Consider the following 17,587-nt stretch of genomic DNA (forward strand, 5'->3'; position numbering starts at 1 on the left):
GAGGTGCGGCCCAGGGTAGCGGGGCGCTGTTTTGAATCGGGGAGAAACCATGGAATCTACGGATCGCAGTATTTCGGTCGTCATACCCTGCCATAACGCCGGCCCGTACCTGGCTCAAACGCTGGGCTCGCTGCTCGACCAGAGCCGGCGGCCCGACGAGATAATCATTGTCGAAGACAGCTCCACCGATGACAGCCTGGAAATCGCACGTCAGTTTGAGGCTGCATTTCCGGACCGGATCCGGGTTCACTCAGAGCGCTCCGGTAACGCGCCGCGCACCCGCAATATTGGCGCCGCCCTGGCCGCTGGCGACAGCCTGATGTTTCTGGATGCCGACGATATTCTCGCGCCAGATACGCTGGAGTCTCTGCTATCAGCAATGGCCGATGTTCCCGATGCGGGCATTGTCACGTGCCCGTGGCGACGGCTCGAGCTGAAGGGTAACGCCTGGATCAGCCGACCGGCTTCGTGCGCACCACGTCGCCCTGACCAGGATGCGCTGAGCGCCTGGCTTTGTGGATGGTATTACCCGCCCTGCTCTGTGCTCTGGTCAAGGGAAGCCTTCTTTGGTCTTGGCGGGTGGGATGAAGAAGCGACTCTGAATCAGGACGGTGACCTTGTTATGAGGGCGCTCGCCCAGGACGTACGCCTGCATGAGCACCACACGGGGACAGCCTACTACCGCAGAATGCCCGAAGGCGAGACGTCCCTTAGCGGCAAGCGTTTCACCTACAGCGGTATTGCCGGGCGCATCCGCGTGCTGACCAAGATTGCGCACCTTCTGCAGGAGCGCAGCAAGCTGGAGCCTTACCGCGAGGCACTCGGGTTTGCGTTCGATCTTATCGCCGCTGACGCTACCGGCCGTTTTGCCGGCCTGTTCCAGCAGGCCAGGATGCTTAGCCGTCAATACGGCCCACCCTTGCGAGAGCGTGCGCTTAAAAGAGCTGGTCTCAAGAGCTCTGTTCTTGCGGGAACTCGACCGACGGCAGCGGCGCCCCGAAATCAGGAAGAAGAGATCAGTTTCGGCATTCAGCAGGGGGCGGCGGTTGTTGCAAAAGCCCCGCCGCAGGCGCGCAAACAGGTCGAAAAAAGGACAGACCACAATACTGTCGATAAGCGTCCTGCCGACTCACGGTCGGTTAACCTGCAACCGACAGTCAGCGTAGTCATCCCCGTATATAACCGTGCGCATCTGCTCAAAAGGACCCTGGCCGGTGTTCTCGCACAGACCTTCGACGATTTCGAAGTGCTGGTGGTTGACGATTTCTCGTCCGATAACCCGGCCGATGTCGTGGCCAGTTTTGAAGACAGCCGTATACGCTATCTCCGGCAGGCCGAAAACCGCGGTGTAGCGGCTGCGCGCAACCGCGGTCTGCGCGAAGCCCGCGCCCCGTTCATTGCGTTTCTTGACGACGACGACGAGTGGTTCCCGGAAAAGCTGGCCCGGCAGGTCGAGCTGTTCCGTCAGTCTCCGCCCGACGTAGGCTTAATCTACACCGGCGTTGAGACCGTTCTGGACGATGGTAGCAGTTGGCTCTACCAGCCCTGCGCCCGGGGCAATCTGTATAACGAGCTGCTTGTCAAAAACATTCTTCACGGCGTTCCCGCGAGCGGCATGATCCGCCGCAATGTAATCACGTCTGTAGGCTTCTTTGATGAAGACCTGCCCGCCATAGAAGACTACGACTACTGGCTGCGGATCTGCCGGCATTACCGGGTCGACTGCATCCGCGACCCCCTGGTGCGATACAACGACCTGCGCGGTGCCGCGGAGGGCGCCGAAGCGGAGGTTCGCCGGTCACTTAATATCAAAGCCAACCTTGAAGCAAGGGCCCAGTTCTACCAGAAGCACGGTGAAGAAATGCGCAGCGCCGGGCTCGCGCACCTGTTTCTTGTAGACAGTGCGCAACGCCATATGGTGCCGGAGTGGCATGACATGAACGGGGCGCGTCGACTTGCCGTGGAAGCGTTCCGGCTCTCACCGGCAGCATGGCAGACCCGGAAACTGCTGCTGCAGGTATTCATGCCGTGGAAATTACGAAAGACCCTGGGCAAGGGACGCCGATACGTCGCAGGTCTTGCGAAAGCCAGCAAAGGGAAGCGCAAGCTGCACATAAACCAGGAAGGTTAACATCATGATCAGCGACCAGAAGAAGCACATTCGACCCCCTCTGAAACGCGTGCTACTCGTGGGCGACCATACGGTGCCTTCAGCGCCGATACTGACCCTCGGTCGAGAGTTGAATAAATTGGGGGTCGAGACGTTATTTTCGGGCAATTCCGTTTTCTCAGACACCAAGACATGGGTCAAACTGGCGCTGCGTTGCCGGGTGCTCATTTTCGTACAGTACCGCTACGGCGGCCCTTTCTTCGAGCGGCAACTTCAGCGGGCCAGAATGATGGGGTGTCAGGTCGTCCGCTGGTGGGTCGGGTCAGACGTCATGCTGAGCGCCAAGGACAGCGAAGCGGTCAGCAATGCGCGTTCTCTGGACTCGGTTGTGGATATGAACATCGCCGTTTCACCCCATTTGGTGGAGGAACTGGATGAGATCGGCATCAAGGCCGACTACCTGCCCTCGCCCTGTGATCTTTCGGCGTTGCAAAGCAAGCCCCCCAGAAACCTGCCCGGCGGGGTCCTGACCTATCTGCCAACGGATCGACGGCAATTCTACGGCGAAAAAGTGCTGATTGATGCGATCGAGGCAAACCCGGATCTCGACTTCTACATTGTCAGCGACGAATCCCATTCACTACGGCGCTACCCCAACGTCAGGAGTCTTGGTTGGGTCAAGGACATGGAAAAGGTCTGGCCCAAGATCGGCGTACTGCTGCGCGTCACCGAGCATGACGGGATGCCAAGAATGGTTCTTGAGGCCCTTGCCCGTGGGCGCTACGTGATCTATTCGGAAAGATTCGAGGGGTGTTGGTTTGCCCGGACGAGCGAGCAAGTGAACGAGTACTTGCAGCGGTTCAGGGAACTGCAGCAGCCCAATAAGTCTGGGCCTGAGGTGGTGCAAACCGTCGCTGGCGATACTGCATCGCTTTACCTTCAGACAATCCGTGATCATTGCGTGTCGGCAATGCCCGGCAATCGTTTGTATACCATGCTTTCGGCCGCGCTCCATTATCGATGAGCGCACGTGAAACGTTACCGCCGGATCGATGAGAGTTAAACGCAGGAGCCCCGAAGCAGGGCCTCTGTTTCAAGAAGAATCGCTTCAGAAGATGACGCCACCGCCAGGTGCCTGCGGACCTGAACGCGCGCAGTAGCCCTGCCCGGGCGGTAACGCCTGGACAGGGCACGTTCAGTTCGAGCCCTGTCTTAGCTCCGCCGTTTCAGCCTCGGGTGCCTCGACCACGACTTCACCGTCAACAGTGTGCTCCATATCCTGCCTTGTCAGTGCGTTGCAGTAGCGCCCATTCACTGTCTCAAGGTGCTTGTACGCGCTCAACAGGAAGATTTCAAAGCTGAAGGCGTTGGGGATCACATCCTGCCCACCGTTTGTCTCCCGAAGTTTCACTTCGGCGGTGTATTTGCCGATCGGCAGCGGCGTATCCTTCAGGGTAAACCTTACGGTACCCGACTTGCCTAGCATGATAGGCTCAGGCGTTTTCAGCTGGGTGATTACGATGTTCTGTTGGTTGTGAATGAACACCACAATCATCGCTTTCGTGCCCTCCCGGGCATCGGTATAGTCCAGCTCAAAAGTCGTTGGCTCGCCCGCGCAGGGATTTGACGTCTCGTTACCCTTGGCATCGAGGAGCCGTCCGGTGCTCAACCTTGCCGTTGATGAGGTTTTACGTGTGTCGTTGTTAAGGAAACCGCTGGACGCTTCGCCGCGAAAGCGCTCGAGATAATCCTCGATCACTGCATCGGTGGGGCCATCGTTGCACACCTGCCCCTGAATAAGACTGATCGCTCTGCCGCAAAGGTTCTGGATCGCAGACATGTTATGGCTGACGAACAGGACTGTTCTGCCGCCCCCGGCAACATCTTCCATTTTACCCAGGCATTTCTTCTGGAACTCGGCATCCCCAACCGCCAGCACTTCGTCAATGATCAGTATCTCGGGCTCAAGATGGGCCGCCACCGCAAACGCCAATCTGACCTTCATGCCGGAACTGTAGCGTTTGACCGGCGTATCGAGAAAACGCTCAACACCGGAGAAATCGACGATCTCATCGAATTTGCGATCGATCTCTGCCTTCTTCATGCCGAGAATAGTCCCGTTCATGTAGACATTTTCGCGACCGGACAGTTCTGGATGGAAACCCGTACCCACTTCCAGCAGGCTCGAAACCCGACCCCGTATTTCGATACGGCCGGTAGTGGGCTCGGTGATCCTGGACAGGATCTTCAGCAGTGTGGATTTGCCCGCACCGTTACGGCCAACAAAACCGACGACTTCGCCACGCTGGATGTCAAAAGAGACGTCGTTGAGTGCCCACAGGATGTCGTCGGCATCACGATCAGTCGAAAATGTGTCCAGGTTGCGCAGCCTGCGATAGTTCCGTACGGGTGCTTTAAGCATGTTGAACCCGGCCTGAACCAGCGTCTCGGGCCGCTCTGCCATGCTTCCCAGCCGGTAGGCTTTGCCCAGGTTTTCCACCTTGATTGCGATATCGCTCATGGGAGTCAGGTTCCTTATAGTCAGGCCACGTCGGCAAAGATGTGTTCTTTGCGACGGAAATACAGCGTACCGCTGACAAACAACAGAAGAGAGACCAAACCGCCGATGGCGATAAAATCCCAGGGCATATCACGCGTGCCCAGCAATCCGGCGCGGAAGCCCTCAATAACCCCGACCATGGGGTTCAGCGCGTACAACAACTGCCACCGCTCGGGTATCAGGCTGGCGGGATAGACCACCGGTCCGGCGTACATCAGAAGCTGGACACCGAAAGTCATACCATAACTGACGTCGCGGTACTGGATGGCCAGGGCGGTCAGCCACAAGCCCAGCCCGGCAGCGCTCAGGGTAAGAATCAGTACCAGAAACGGCAGCATCAGTATGCCTATATTCGGCAGGATGCCCGAGAAGAGCATAAGACAGCCAAGAATGACCATGGAAATCATGAAATCGACCATGCGAGCGCCGATAATGGCGAGGGGCATGATCAACCGGGGAAAGTAGATCTTACTGATCATCCCCGAGTTACTGACCATGCTGGACGCCCCTTCGGTCAGGCTGTTGGCAAAGTAGGTCCAGGGCACCAAAGCGACAAAGGTAAAGACGCCGTAGGGCGCACCGTCGGTTTCGACACCCACCAGGTTGCCGAAGATCACAGTGAACACCACCATTGACGCCAGCGGTTGCAGGACAGCCCAGCCAACACCTATTGCACTCTGGGCGTAGCGAACCTTGATATTGCGCCAGATGAGAAAAAAGAAGAGGTCCTTGTACTCCCGAAGCTCTCTCCAATCCACGCTGCGCCATCCGGTATGGGGTTCAATCACTATCACCGGTACATCTTGGGCCGAACGCGTAGGTTCCTTGGACATCTGAATGGAAGCCTCATGGTTAGTCACAGAACAGTCACGACAAATTCCCTGTTACGCTGGCCATCAGCCTTCATCCATCGGCAACGGCAGCTGTCGTGACGCGTGCCCGCATAATGCGGGGAATCGTTAAACTCAGCTCGACCGGAATTCTATCAGTTTGGCTAAGAGCGGCAAAAACTGAACCCGGGCTTTGTTAACTATCCGAAAGTTGAACTCAACGGGCTCAGCTGTCGTCAATTAAACAATGACTAAACCTGAACACGAGGGGTTCTGGTTATTGGGCTAGTGGAATCGCATACATAACGTTTTCCATCAGAGCCCACGAGTGGCCCTCCCCCTATAAAAGCACGCCGCATCAATGGCGAACATTAATGCCGCATTAACATAAGGCAGCTGTATCGTCATAATTGCAGCTGTCCAGCTTGGGAACAGGCCGAATCTTCAGCATACAGCCGGAAAGCTTACCCGACGCTGGCACGTCTTTTCCTGATGACTTCCAGGCTGACATAGGCGAGCACCGCAACAGAAAGCGGCCAGAGATAAAACACCGCTCGGTAGGCGATCAGGGCTGCAACGAGATCCGACGACGGCACCTGATCGCCAAGCAGCGCCACAAAGACCGCTTCCAGCACCCCGAGGGCGCTTGGCACGTGCGCTATCACGCCAGCGATACCGCTTATCAGCAGCACCCCCAGCAAGGTGAAGTAATTCACCTGGTCGTGTAGAAATACATAGACAACGGCGCCCATCAGCATCCAGTGCGCGTGCGAGGCAAGCAACTGCAGGACAGCGATTTTAACGGTTGGCAAGGTGATCTGCTGCCCGCGAATAGTCCAGGACCGGTTCCTGGCAAAGTAGCACAGCAGGAAATAGGCCATGACCACGGTCACGAAAAGCCCGCCCAGCAGCCGCAGCGTCAGGCTGCTGATCGCCCAGTCTCCCGGCATAAGGACGTTGCCGGTCGCGAAGACCACGCCGGCGAGCATTATGTATCCCAGCCAGTTTGTGACCAGAGTCATCCCGATAATACGGGTTATGTTGCCCTTGCTCACGCCGCGCTGGGAATACATCTTGTAGCGAAAGCCGATGCTGCCAATAATCGCCCCAAGGTTAAGCGTGAACGCGCAACAGATAAAAGCGATCAGCATGGTGCGGGGCTTGGAGATATCGTGTTTGACGTAATAGCGGCCGAAAAGGTCATATGACGCATAAGCGGTATAGGTACCGATCGCCAGGCAGGCGCCCAGAGCGATGGCCCACCATGAATAACCGGTGAGGACGCGCTGAACCTCCTGCCAGTTCACACCTTTCGCATAGTCCACCAGTAACCAGAGCACTAACGCCAGAAAGACCAGCGTTACAAGATTTTTGAGCAATGGCAGTGCCCGTTTTGGCAGCGTTTTTGCTGAGGCTTTAGCGGTGTCTTTTCGGTCAGACTGTCCTGCATCCATGCCATCTACTACCTGTTGTGGGAGTCGCGCGCCTGAATCTGGTCGCGTAGCTCATTGATATGCGCTTTGGGATGAAGCCGCGGCAGCCACCCCGCTGCACCTGGAAAGTAACGGAGAAAATGGTACAGCAGGACACTTCTCAACCACTTGAGGAGCGTTCGCCGTCGCAACCAGGACTGGTCAATTCGCCGCACGTCACTGTGTTCGATCAATTGCTGTACATGCGCATGAACAGCCCGGTTGACCTCTTTGTCCCTTACAAAAAGGTTCGCTTCGAGATTGAAACACAGACTGAACGGATCGAGATTGCTGGAGCCGATGGTCGCCCAGTCATCGTCTATTGCCGCGATCTTGCCATGGAGTTGATGCTCCCAATATTCGTACACCTCTATGTCTGATTCGACGAGAAAATCATACAAGGTTGCAGCGGCGTGCTTGGCCAGGGGTGACCCGGGCAGGCCCTGGATCAGAAGCTGCACCTGGACCCCGCGTCGGGCCGCATCGCGAAGCGCCCGCAGCAGTCGATAGCCGGGAAAGAAATAGGCGTTGGCAATGCTGACGCGGCGCTCGGCCTGTTGGATCCGTTCAATGTAATGATTTTCGATCGAGGTAAGGTTGTGATCATTGTCCCTTGTCAGAAAAAGTGCCTGTGCCTCACCTGCAGGCGGGACAGCCCCATCAGAGACTGGGTCAACCATTGGTGAACCGGGACCGCTGACGTCCTTGCCGGCGCAAGCAGCAAAGGCGTTCCGGGTGAAGTTGCGAATCTCCGTAACGACGGGGCCTCGTACGCGGGCAGCATAGTCCTGCTTGAACTCGGGACCAAAGTCCGACTGATGGTTGTGGGCCAGGTTGATACCACCGATAAAGGCTGTCTCGCCATCGACCACGATCAACTTGCGGTGCATTCGTCTTAATATGTTGAGCCGGCTCCTGAGCCACTTGGGCCCGGGCTCGTAGAAATGAAAGTGGACACCGGCCCGACGCATCTCATCGACCATGTCCCGGGGCAGATAATAAGAACCCCACCCGTCCACCAGGGCCGAAACCCAAGCCCCGCGCTCGGCTGCGGCTATCAGCGCATCGCGAAACGCCTGCCCGATATCGTCGTTGCAGAAAATGAACGTCTCGAGCAGGACTTCTTTTTGGGCCTTTCCGATGGCCTCTAGCGCCTGCGGAAAGAAGTCATCGCCATTCTCGAGCACCTCTACGGAATGACCTGGATGCCATGCTGCCATCAGATGATAACCTCGGCAGCTAATGGCGCATGGTCCGACAAGTGAGACCAAGGCCTGTTAGGCAACCTGATAGGGCTATAGGATCTGGCACCGCGAACGTAAATACGGTCCAGCCTGAGCAATGGGAAGCGGGCCGGGAAAGTTTTCGGGGCCGCGCCGAACTCGGCTTCGAACACGTCCGTGAGACCGCACTGCCTCAGTACCCCGTGGGCTTTACCACGCCAGTCATTGAAGTCCCCCGCGACTATGATGGGCTCGTGTGCGGGAACGGAACCTACAAGTTCGCATAGTAGCGTCAGCTGTTGTTGGCGGTGGCTTTCGCGTAAGCCGAGGTGAACACATACCGCGTGGAGTACAGATGGGTTATTGGGTCTTTCGATACGGCAGTGAAGCAGGCCACGTTTCTCGACGGTGCCTATAGAGACGTCCACATTCTCGTACTCGAGCACAGGAAAACGACTCATCAGGGCATTGCCGTGGTGCCCATCAGGGTAAACGGCGTTTCGACCGTAGGCGTAATCGTGCCAGATAGAGTCAGCCAGGAACTCGTAGTGGGGGGTGTCCGGCCAGTTTTGTGAGTGCCGACGGGCCAGTTTTTCGTGGGCACCAAGGACTTCCTGCATAAAAACAACATCCGCAGATACCGCACGCACAGCATCCCGTAGCTCTGGCAGCACGAACCTCCGGTTGAAGTGGGTGAAGCCTTTGTGCGTGTTGACCGTTAACACCCTGAGTTTAAGCTGGTCGCTTTTTTTGAACATAGGTTACGGGGGTCCACCTCCATGTCCGGGACTCGCGCTATTCGCCATCCATAGGCGTTCGTGCCCACCATCACAAAGGTTGAGAAAAGTTTTGTCAACGCCGCATTCGTCAGCACAAAGATCTCACCGCGTGCCCGGCGCAATTCCATTACAGGCGGGAATAGGAAGCTCGTCGCGGTAGCGGCAACGCTCCAAGCACGAGCCGCAGCCATTTCGGCACACCGATGTGCCACTTACCCGCAGCGCGCTTGGGTCGGGGCTGCCAGTGCGGGCAATTTATGTTAGCTTTACGTAACATTCAGGAGAAAACCATGCGATGGATCGTATTAGCATTGACCTTAACCCCAGGGTTAGCCTTGGGCGACATTTATAGATGGGTAGACGGGAACGGCGCCGTTCACTATTCCGACACCCCCGGCTTAAGCACTGCTGAGCCGGTACAGCTGCATACGGTAGCGCCGGCAAAGCCGCGCACCGAGACCGCGGCTGCCCCTGCCCTTACCGACCGTGAAGCGGCAGACCGGCTGTGCCGCGACCGCCTAGCCCGGGAAGCCAAGGCGAGCCTGGCCGCCGAACGGGATCCCGCGCCTTCCCGCGACTGCACCAAGGCGCGCAATAAACTGGCTTTAACAAAAGCACAATGGGAGCGAAAGTCTCGGCGGGGCTATCGTCAGTCCGACAAGATCAAGTTCGAGAACCTGATCGCCGACTGGCAACTGCGGGCTCAGCAAAGCTGCAACTGAAGCCTGGAACGGGTCTTAGCCCAAGTAAAACCAGGCTGTAGCCGGTCGTTCGGCCCAGGTGCGCTCGTTTCTGCTGAGGAGTGACCCTTCTCGCGTGCCCTTGCGATGAGCCGTTAACGCCCCTAAGATGACCGCCCTGAATTGGTGCAGAGGTCGTGATGGGGTTGAGAAACGAGCGCTTAAGGTGGCAGCTGGCGTCCGGCTTCCTCCGACGAGTGCACCTGCAGAGATTGGCCGAACGGTATGACCATCGTACGGTCATGGCGGGGTTTAACTTCGTCAACGGCGGTCTCAGCATTGCGCTGGTCTCATTCCTGGCGCTGATGACCCAGGAGGCGTTCATTTTTCCGTCGCTGGGCGCAACAGCCTTCATCCTCTTCTATGTGCCCATGGCGGAGCCAGCCTCTCCCCGAAACACCTTCTGCGGACATCTCGCCGGTGCACTTTCGGGACTGGGTGCTATCTATCTGTTTGGCCTTCAGAACGAGCCTTCTGCCATGCTCGCAGGGGTAGACCTGGCAAGAGTCGGTGCTGCGGCTTTGTCCCTGGGCGTGACCAGCGGGCTGATGGTCCTGTTACGTATCGCACACCCACCGGCGGGCGCCACCGCACTCATCGTCTCGCTCGGACTGATGCCCCATATTCAGCAGTTGCCGGTACTCATGGCGGGTGTCAGCCTGCTGGTAATACAGGCATTCGTAGTCAATCGGCTGGCTGGCATTCCCTATCCACTCTGGCGTTCAGGCGCTGATCCGCAAGCAACAGTGCTGACGCGTCCGACCTGAGCCTGAACAGCTGGGCCGCGTATCTCACTCAGGTTCCAGACTGCTCAACAGCGCGTCGAGAGCCTGAGGCCTGGCAATGCCGTACCCCTGGACGTAGTCCACTCCCAGTTCGCGCAACTGCTGGAAGACCTGCGGCGATTCTACAAACTCCGCGATGGTTTCCAGGCCCATCACATGTCCAATATTATTGATCGCCGTGACCATGGCCAGATCCACGGAGTCAGTTGCCAGGTTGCGGATGAAAGACCCGTCAATCTTCAGATAATCCACGGGCAGGGTTTTCAGGTAGCCGAAGGACGACATGCCGCTGCCGAAATCGTCCAGGGCGAACCTGCAGCCCAATGACTTGAGGGCATGAATAATGTGCCGGGCATTTGCCAGGTTGGCAATCGCCTCGGTTTCAGTGATCTCGAAGCAGATGATCGCAGGCGGGACCGCGAAGCGCTCAAAGCACTTTTTGACGAAGCTCAGAAACTCGCCACTGCCCAGCGACGCACCGGACAAATTGATCGTACAGGTCGCTATTCGCCGACACCCGGACTCGGCCAGTTTTGCGAACGCCGTCTCGAGCACCCACTGGTCAATACTGACCATCAAATTGTAGCGTTCTGCAGCGGGAATGAATGCCATCGGCGGCACTACCCGGCCATCGGAGTCGTGGAGCCTCAGCAACAGCTCAAAATGGGCCCCGACGGGGGGTTCTCCCTCAGCGCGGGCGCTCTGTAACACCGGCCTGATAGCTTGACCGTACAAGCGGAAGCGGTCCGCCGAGAAAGCCTCCCTTATGCGCCCGACCCACTGCGTCTGCCGGAAACGATAGGCCATCTTCTGGTCATCGGGCCTGTACAGATGGACGCGATTACGGCCGTTTTCCTTTGCCAGATAGCAGGCGTTGTCGGCGGCGCTAAGCAAATCAGCTAGAGACCAACTGTGTCCCACAAAGTCGACCTGACCAATGCTGATGCTGACCCCGAAAGGTTTGTCTTCCCAGATAAAAGTGAAGTCCATGACTGCCTTTCTGAGCGACGTGGCAATACGCTGCGCAACCGCGACCGGACAGTCTTTCAGCAGGATACCGAACTCGTCTCCACCCAGACGGGCCAGCAGGTCGGAATGCCGGAGCTGACTTTGCAGGGTCGGTGCCAGCAGTTGCAAAAGGGCATCACCGGCGATATGTCCGCAGGTGTCGTTGATGACCTTGAACTGATCGACATCCAGAAAAAGCAGGCTGTGGGGCGCACCTGCGGCGTTGTCAGGGGTCAGGACCGCAGAAAGCTGGTGCTCGAAAGCCTGACGGTTGAGTACGCCGGTCAGGCCGTCATGGCTCGCGTGGTGAGTAACTTCCGCTTCCAGGTCACGTTCGTGGGTAACATCATGGAAAACCAGGACGACACCGATGAGATGACCGGAGCGGTCGCGAATCGGTGCGGCAGAGTCGTCGATCGCAAACTCGGTTCCGTCACGGTGCAGAAGTATGGTGTGGTTGGCGAGGCCTACAATTTGCCCGTGGGCCAAGACCCGGGCAACCGGGCTTTCAACGGGTTGGCGTGTATGCTCGTTGAAAATCTGAAATACATCCACCAGCGGCACGCCACGGGCATCAGCCTCGCTCCAGCCGGTTAGCGTCTCTGCGACCGGGTTGAGATAATTTACCCGCCCCTCTGTGTCAGTGGTTATGACGGCATCGCCAATGGACTGGAGCGTGACCTGCGCGAGTTCCTTTTCAGCATGAAGCTGGCGCTCAACCGCCTGCCGCCGCGTGACTTCGCGATTGAGTGCATGCACCCGCCGGGTAATCTCGGTAAATCGCTGGTTTGCAGCCCGTTTTTTGTGGCACCGGATGATCAGATCGGGGGCATCGTTCCCCGCGCCTGAAATTCGGGCGCCATAGGGGGTAAAGAGTTCGCCGTCGTGGGCTTCGAGGGTGACCAGCCCGCGGATAAAGTCGCCGCTACGGGACCAGAGCCGTAACGAGGTTTCAAGCTGCTCCGCGCTGCCCTGCATAATGCTACTCAGGGTCAGACCCTGAGCCAGATCAGGCAGCCGGCGCCTGGCAGCGCGGTTTCCGTCGACAACGATACCGTCCGCCGACACCAGGATCAGGGGCTCTGGAAGAAAGTCGTCCAATGTCGTGGCTACGGCGGGAGAAGGATTTTTTGTCACGAGCGAAAGTACTCATGCCCGCTCGCAGCCTCTGACGTCACATCGGGCTGGAGATGAACAACAACCCGGCAGCCCGCGTCGCCCCGGGCAATAGTTTCTTCGAGACTTACTTTGGCGTACCCGAGGCTCTGGGAGGCGATGATGCCGAAGACGTTGCTGGTCATCATGCACATGGATGGGCGCCCGATGACCTTTTCGGCAAAAGGGCAAGCCCGGTTACCGAGAACGATGCGCTGGTCGTTCTGCTCGATAATGTAGAAATCGCCTCTGATCCTCGCCTTGAGATCGACCAGAACATCCGCGACCTGGGCACGCGTGAGTCTTGAGACACCGAGGGCTTCCTTGTAGTCGAGATCCATCTGGTTACCGATGTTCTGCCCCACGATACTGATGAATCCCGAGGCTTCTTCCAGGCCAACAACGTCCTCCAGTACGCCTGATAGCTCCCGTATGAGGGTGCGGAGGAAGACATCCCGATCCAGGGGGATATCCAGCTCCGTGACAGGAATGCGGCGATCGTTCTGATCCGACATCTGATCCATGTTTTACTCTTCGTTAGGCCCCTGGACGTGCTTCTGCATACCGAAGAAACTCAAACCCTCGGATTTTCTACACTTTTCGCCGGATCGTGCGCAAAAGCAGTATAGTTACCGAACCAGGCGCATTCAGTTACGATTCTGTAGGAAAGCCTGGGCAGCGGGGCATATTCGGGTCCTACCCCCGGCATGGAGCCCCCGCTTCGTCAAAGGTCCCGTTCTCCTTTTCGGTCGGACCCATCACTTTCCTCGGCATCTTCGTCGTTGCCTAGCAGGTTCGGCTCCTGACTATCACTCTGCGCGTTGCGCTTACCCCTGTCCAGCACAGTGATGGGCGCGGGCGGCGCAGAGCCGTCCTTGTCCTGTCCGAAATAGAGCGTGGTATGCGGGAAGGGTATTTCAATCCCGGCCGCATCGAAATGGCGTTTTATCAGGCGGTTGTACTCACGACCAACACCCCACTGTTTCCCAGGCATGGTTTTGATCCGAACCCTGAGCATAACGGCGCTGTCGCCCAGCTGGGTAACTCCGTGCACCTCCAGATCGTCAAGAATGTAGGGACTCTGGTCCGGGTTTTCCTTAAGCTCGTCGAAAGCTGCGCGCATGTGATCCAGCGCCTCATCGGTGTTTTCCCGGTAGGCGATGCCGTATTCGCCGAGGTGATAGCTGAAGCCTCGCATGAAGTTCGACACCGTATCGACCGAAGAGAACGGGATTATATGGTAAGTGCCCGACAGATCCCTCAGGCCGAGGGAGCGAATGGTGATGCGCTCCGCTTCACCGGAGTATCCCGCGACCGTCACGACATCCCCGGTATTTATCGCGTTTTCGAGTTGAATGAAAATTCCGGTGATAATGTCCTGAACGAGCTTCTGCGCCCCGAACCCGATCGCCAGCCCGAGAACCCCGGCACTCGCCAGAAGCGGGGCGATATTGATGCCAAGCTCCGACAGCACAATCATCAGGGTGACAATCATAACGGCGATCGCAATGGCGTTGCGGAAAAGCCCCAGTAGGGTTTTCTGCCGGGCACTGGCAGCGGTTGAAGGCCCATCTTCAGTCAGGCGGTGCTCTATCCAGCTGGCGGCAAAAACCCACACCAACACGCCGCCAGTGACGATAAGTGCGACCGTCGTTGCGCTTTCAATAAGCCAGGCGCCTGTTTCTGATTCAGCCCACGCCGCCAGGTCAAACCCTGTCCAAGCGTCCATGACCACAGCAATGACGACAAAGGTAATGACGATACGGATCACTTTCATCCACGTGGGCAGGTAACGGTTGAGCTGGGTTTCCAGTGCGGGAGACCAGTGCGCGATTGATTGGGGCAGGCGCAGGCGCGTACCAATCAACCGGGTCAATATCGAAGACAGGAGCCCACCCAGCCCGATCGCCAGCACTGTTTGCGCCGTGGCCTTGGCCATGAGAGGGAGCCCGTTCTCAGGATCATTGATGGCCACCAGCATCAGTGCCGTCAGGTAAAGCAGGGCCAGAATGTGCCAGACGCGAGCCAGGACGCCAAGCAGTCCCCGGGTCATGGCCATGCCGGCAGAGCGGGAAGTACGTTGAAGACGCATGCGGCCGCGTTGGCGGTTGCGTAACACGAGAACCGCAAGCGTAACGTAGGTCACGAGAATGATGCCGAGCGCCAGTACCTGCCCCAGCGCCGGCGAAAAATTATCGCTCAGTAGTGGATAAGCCACCAGCAGCCCGTAACCCACGAAGCCTATAATCCAGCCGGCCCAGCGGTTCCAGTAACGAGCGCTTGAGTCTTCGACGGGAACGAGCCGCAGGTTTTTATACTCGGGCGAAAGAAAAGCCTCCAACAGGACCCTTGTTCCCTCTACTATCAGGAAGGCATTAAGGAAAACCGCAATCTCATCTGCGATGCCGTCATCCGGAGACAGAAAAAATAGCGCCACAGTCCAGGCTGCTGCCCAGGCCAGAGCGATTGACAGCAGCGCCGTCAGCAGGGGAACGACAAATCCCGCGAGCTCGCGCCAGACGCGGGTGGTGCGCTGGCCCTTCTCGACCCAGCTGGCAGCACGGCCAGAGATGGGATTGGCCAGTTTGTGGGCCAGTGTATAGACCAGGATACTAACCAGGGCGACCAGCCCTAGCCGAATTAGCGCACTGAAAAAGTCCCTTAGAGTACCGCTACGCTCAGAGAAATCGATTGCCGTAACTGCGTCGACAGCGGTCGTCACTTCACCTGAAATGGATTCAACCAGATCGAGGGTTTCGCCAGCCAGAGAAACAGGGGCCGCTAGCGACAGGTCGATTTTATCAGCGAGAGAATCGCCCTCGCCTTCCTGTGTTTTGTTCTCTGCCAGCGCCCGTAGCTCCGCGATTAACCGATTACGCGAGGCCTCGTCTTCCAGAAGGCTGGCCATAGCGCTGTAGTCGGGTTTGCTTTCTGGCTGCTGTGTCGACGCTTCTTCTGCCTGGCTGGCGACGGTCATTAACAGGATGAGCGCCAGCAAGGCAACCCTCACAGGCCAATGAACACGCAATCTTGCTCCAAACTGCCCCATCTCTATCGCTCCGTGAACTTGAGACTCTACCCTACCTTTCCTGCGCCGACGCGCGCCACCCGTCGATGGCGGGGTTCCGGAAAAGAGAGTAAAGGCGCAGTTGCACAAGGACAAGTCGACAATCTCCAGAGGTTTGCTCACGGGCTGCGGTTGATGCTGTACTAGACCGCCAGCCAGAGGAGGTTCCCGATGACCATTGACGACCATCCAATAGAGATCGTCAGCCTCAAGGGCAGGGAAATTGCCCAGCACCTTGAGGACATCGCGGCGCTCCGTATCGAAGTGTTCCGGGAGTGGCCGTATCTTTACCAGGGCAGCATGGACTACGAACAAAACTATCTCAGCACCTATACCGACTCGCCGGATGCTATAGCTGTGCTGGCCCTAACCGGAAAAAGCCTAGTCGGCGCTGCAACCGGGCTGCCTCTGGCGCACGAAACCGACGAATTCAGACGACCTTTTATTGAGCACGGCTTCGATCCGGCAGAGGTCTTTTACTGCGCCGAATCTATCTTGCGTCGTCCGTACAGGGGTCTCGGCTTGGGCCACCGCTTTTTTGACGAGCGCGAACGGCACGCCCGCTCGCTGGGCGGTCTTTGCTACAGCACTTTTTGCAGAGTCGCCCGTCCTGAAACTCACCCCGCCCGGCCCGCGGATTACGTCCCGCTTGATGCGTTCTGGCGCCGGCGCGGCTATGAAGAGCGTGCTGACATGCGTACAACCTATGCGTGGACGGATCGCGGCGACTCGCATAGCAGCAGTAAGCCAATGGTTTTCTGGATTAAAACCTTGTAGTCAAACTGGCCGCGGAGCGCTCGACGCGGCTATAAATCCAGATCTGACCGAGTGCCGGACCAACCTTATCGACGCCTCTTCAGTTTACAACCCGTGTATTTCTTCACGCCGGCCCTTGTTAGCCAGGCTCGCCGCGTTCGCAACCGAGTTCTTTTAGTGACTCAAGTCGTACCTGTCCGTATTCCAATTGCAATGGGCGCCGATACCTATTAAATTTTCGCCACTTTAAACCCAAATGGAATTAGGAAAAGACCATGAATCACGGCAACCGCGCGTTCGTTACCCTCGCCCTCGCCTGCGCAGCGACCAGCGCCCTGGCCCAATCTACACAGAACTATATCGAGCCAACCCGCGGGTTTCTGCTGGAACGCGGACTGATTGCGGAACCGAAAACGTTCTCGGTTGATCTGGCGACAGGCATAGGCGACCAGAACATTGGTGGTGTGCGAATCGGCGTCCCCAACAGCGAGATCATCATCAATAGCGCGCTTAATGGCGACACGGAAGCCAATGAGATCGCACTGAAGTGGGGCCTGGCACCCATTCCCGCGGAAAACATAAACATCAACACCGCTATCTACGGTGGCCTAGCTCATATCGACTATGAAGACGATCAGGGCAATGATTTCGACTACACCAACATCGTCCTGGGCGCAGCCTTTACAGTCGTTGAACAGGGCTTGATCCTCAACGTGAATCCCGAGCTGGAGATTGCAGATGACCAGCGTGATGACACGATCTTCAACCTCGGCTTTGGTGCCCACTACAATCTGTTCGACACAGAGTACGGCCGCTTCCAGCCAGGCGCAGAAGTGGTTTTCGTCAGTGGCGGAGATGACGATGACACCGTCGTTGATCTGGGAATGCGTTGGCTCGTGAAAGAAGAGATCACCCTCGATTTCGTCGTATTCCACGGCGGCGCCCAGGATATCACCAGCCTGCCAGGCATCATCCGCCTGAACGCTGTATTCTGAAGCTAAACCTTGCCGCCCCTGTTCGCCTGAGCAGGGGCTCGCTCAACCCGATACTCAACTTTCTGAACCCGTCTCACCGGGCCTTCAGCAACCTGCACCCGCTCTGG

Annotated in this window: 14 protein-coding genes; 6 read left to right on the forward strand and 8 right to left on the reverse strand. The window is 57.5% G+C overall.

The features are described from left to right. The first annotated feature begins 49 nt into the window (after positions 1 to 49). Complete coding sequence (locus tag soil367_RS12690) at positions 50 to 2,131, forward strand: glycosyltransferase (RefSeq protein WP_136549440.1); 2,082 nt, start codon at positions 50 to 52, stop codon at positions 2,129 to 2,131. A gap of 4 nt (positions 2,132 to 2,135) precedes the next feature. Further along, complete coding sequence (locus soil367_RS12695; RefSeq protein WP_136549441.1) at positions 2,136 to 3,134, forward strand: glycosyltransferase family protein; 999 nt, start codon at positions 2,136 to 2,138, stop codon at positions 3,132 to 3,134. 171 nt (positions 3,135 to 3,305) lie between these two features. Here the strand turns inward: soil367_RS12695 and soil367_RS12700 are convergent, their stop codons facing one another. The 5 genes from soil367_RS12700 to soil367_RS12720 all read right to left on the reverse strand — a co-directional run bounded on the left by soil367_RS12700 (position 3,306) and on the right by soil367_RS12720 (position 8,953). After that, positions 3,306 to 4,631 carry an ABC transporter ATP-binding protein gene (locus tag soil367_RS12700; RefSeq protein ID WP_136549442.1) on the reverse strand — a complete coding sequence of 442 codons (1,326 nt, stop codon included), beginning with the start codon at positions 4,629 to 4,631 and terminating at the stop codon, positions 3,306 to 3,308. A 20-nt stretch (positions 4,632 to 4,651) separates the two neighbouring features. Further along, on the reverse strand, positions 4,652 to 5,503 hold the full coding sequence (locus soil367_RS12705) for an ABC transporter permease (RefSeq protein WP_136549443.1): 852 nt from the start codon (positions 5,501 to 5,503) through the stop codon (positions 4,652 to 4,654). Between the two features lie 461 nt (positions 5,504 to 5,964). Then, entirely contained in the window at positions 5,965 to 6,954 is a 990-nt protein-coding gene (locus soil367_RS12710) for a lysylphosphatidylglycerol synthase transmembrane domain-containing protein (protein ID WP_136549444.1), read from the reverse strand. Between the two features lie 8 nt (positions 6,955 to 6,962). After that, positions 6,963 to 8,192: a cardiolipin synthase ClsB gene (clsB, locus tag soil367_RS12715; protein ID WP_136549445.1), complete on the reverse strand. Its 1,230-nt coding sequence runs from the start codon at positions 8,190 to 8,192 to the stop codon at positions 6,963 to 6,965. Continuing rightward, positions 8,192 to 8,953: an endonuclease/exonuclease/phosphatase family protein gene (locus soil367_RS12720; RefSeq protein WP_136549446.1), complete on the reverse strand. Its 762-nt coding sequence runs from the start codon at positions 8,951 to 8,953 to the stop codon at positions 8,192 to 8,194. Before soil367_RS12720 ends, clsB begins: the two co-directional genes overlap by 1 nt. 311 nt (positions 8,954 to 9,264) lie before the next feature. On the opposite strand from soil367_RS12720, the gene soil367_RS12725 reads away from it, so the two are divergent. Then, positions 9,265 to 9,696: a DUF4124 domain-containing protein gene (locus soil367_RS12725; RefSeq protein WP_172962341.1), complete on the forward strand. Its 432-nt coding sequence runs from the start codon at positions 9,265 to 9,267 to the stop codon at positions 9,694 to 9,696. Positions 9,697 to 9,854: 158 nt separating this feature from the next. Then, a complete protein-coding gene (locus soil367_RS12730; RefSeq protein ID WP_136549448.1) occupies positions 9,855 to 10,481 on the forward strand; it encodes an HPP family protein in 627 nt (208 codons plus the stop codon). 24 nt (positions 10,482 to 10,505) lie between these two features. Here the strand turns inward: soil367_RS12730 and soil367_RS12735 are convergent, their stop codons facing one another. From soil367_RS12735 to soil367_RS12745, 3 genes are all read right to left on the reverse strand, one after another. Further along, complete coding sequence (locus tag soil367_RS12735) at positions 10,506 to 12,644, reverse strand: EAL domain-containing protein (protein ID WP_136549449.1); 2,139 nt, start codon at positions 12,642 to 12,644, stop codon at positions 10,506 to 10,508. Continuing rightward, entirely contained in the window at positions 12,641 to 13,186 is a 546-nt protein-coding gene (locus soil367_RS12740) for a methanogen output domain 1-containing protein (RefSeq protein ID WP_136549450.1), read from the reverse strand. Before soil367_RS12740 ends, soil367_RS12735 begins: the two co-directional genes overlap by 4 nt. 200 nt (positions 13,187 to 13,386) lie before the next feature. Continuing rightward, positions 13,387 to 15,711: a mechanosensitive ion channel domain-containing protein gene (locus tag soil367_RS12745; RefSeq protein WP_172962342.1), complete on the reverse strand. Its 2,325-nt coding sequence runs from the start codon at positions 15,709 to 15,711 to the stop codon at positions 13,387 to 13,389. A 189-nt stretch (positions 15,712 to 15,900) separates the two neighbouring features. Between soil367_RS12745 and soil367_RS12750 the strand changes: the two genes are divergently transcribed. Further along, on the forward strand, positions 15,901 to 16,506 hold the full coding sequence (locus soil367_RS12750) for a GNAT family N-acetyltransferase (protein WP_136549452.1): 606 nt from the start codon (positions 15,901 to 15,903) through the stop codon (positions 16,504 to 16,506). A 254-nt stretch (positions 16,507 to 16,760) separates the two neighbouring features. Beyond that, positions 16,761 to 17,480, forward strand: coding sequence for a hypothetical protein (locus tag soil367_RS12755; RefSeq protein ID WP_136549453.1), 720 nt, complete (start codon positions 16,761 to 16,763; stop codon positions 17,478 to 17,480). Positions 17,481 to 17,587 lie beyond the last annotated feature (107 nt).

This window comes from Hydrocarboniclastica marina (genome assembly GCF_004851605.1).
Lineage (GTDB): Bacteria > Pseudomonadota > Gammaproteobacteria > Pseudomonadales > Oleiphilaceae > Hydrocarboniclastica > Hydrocarboniclastica marina.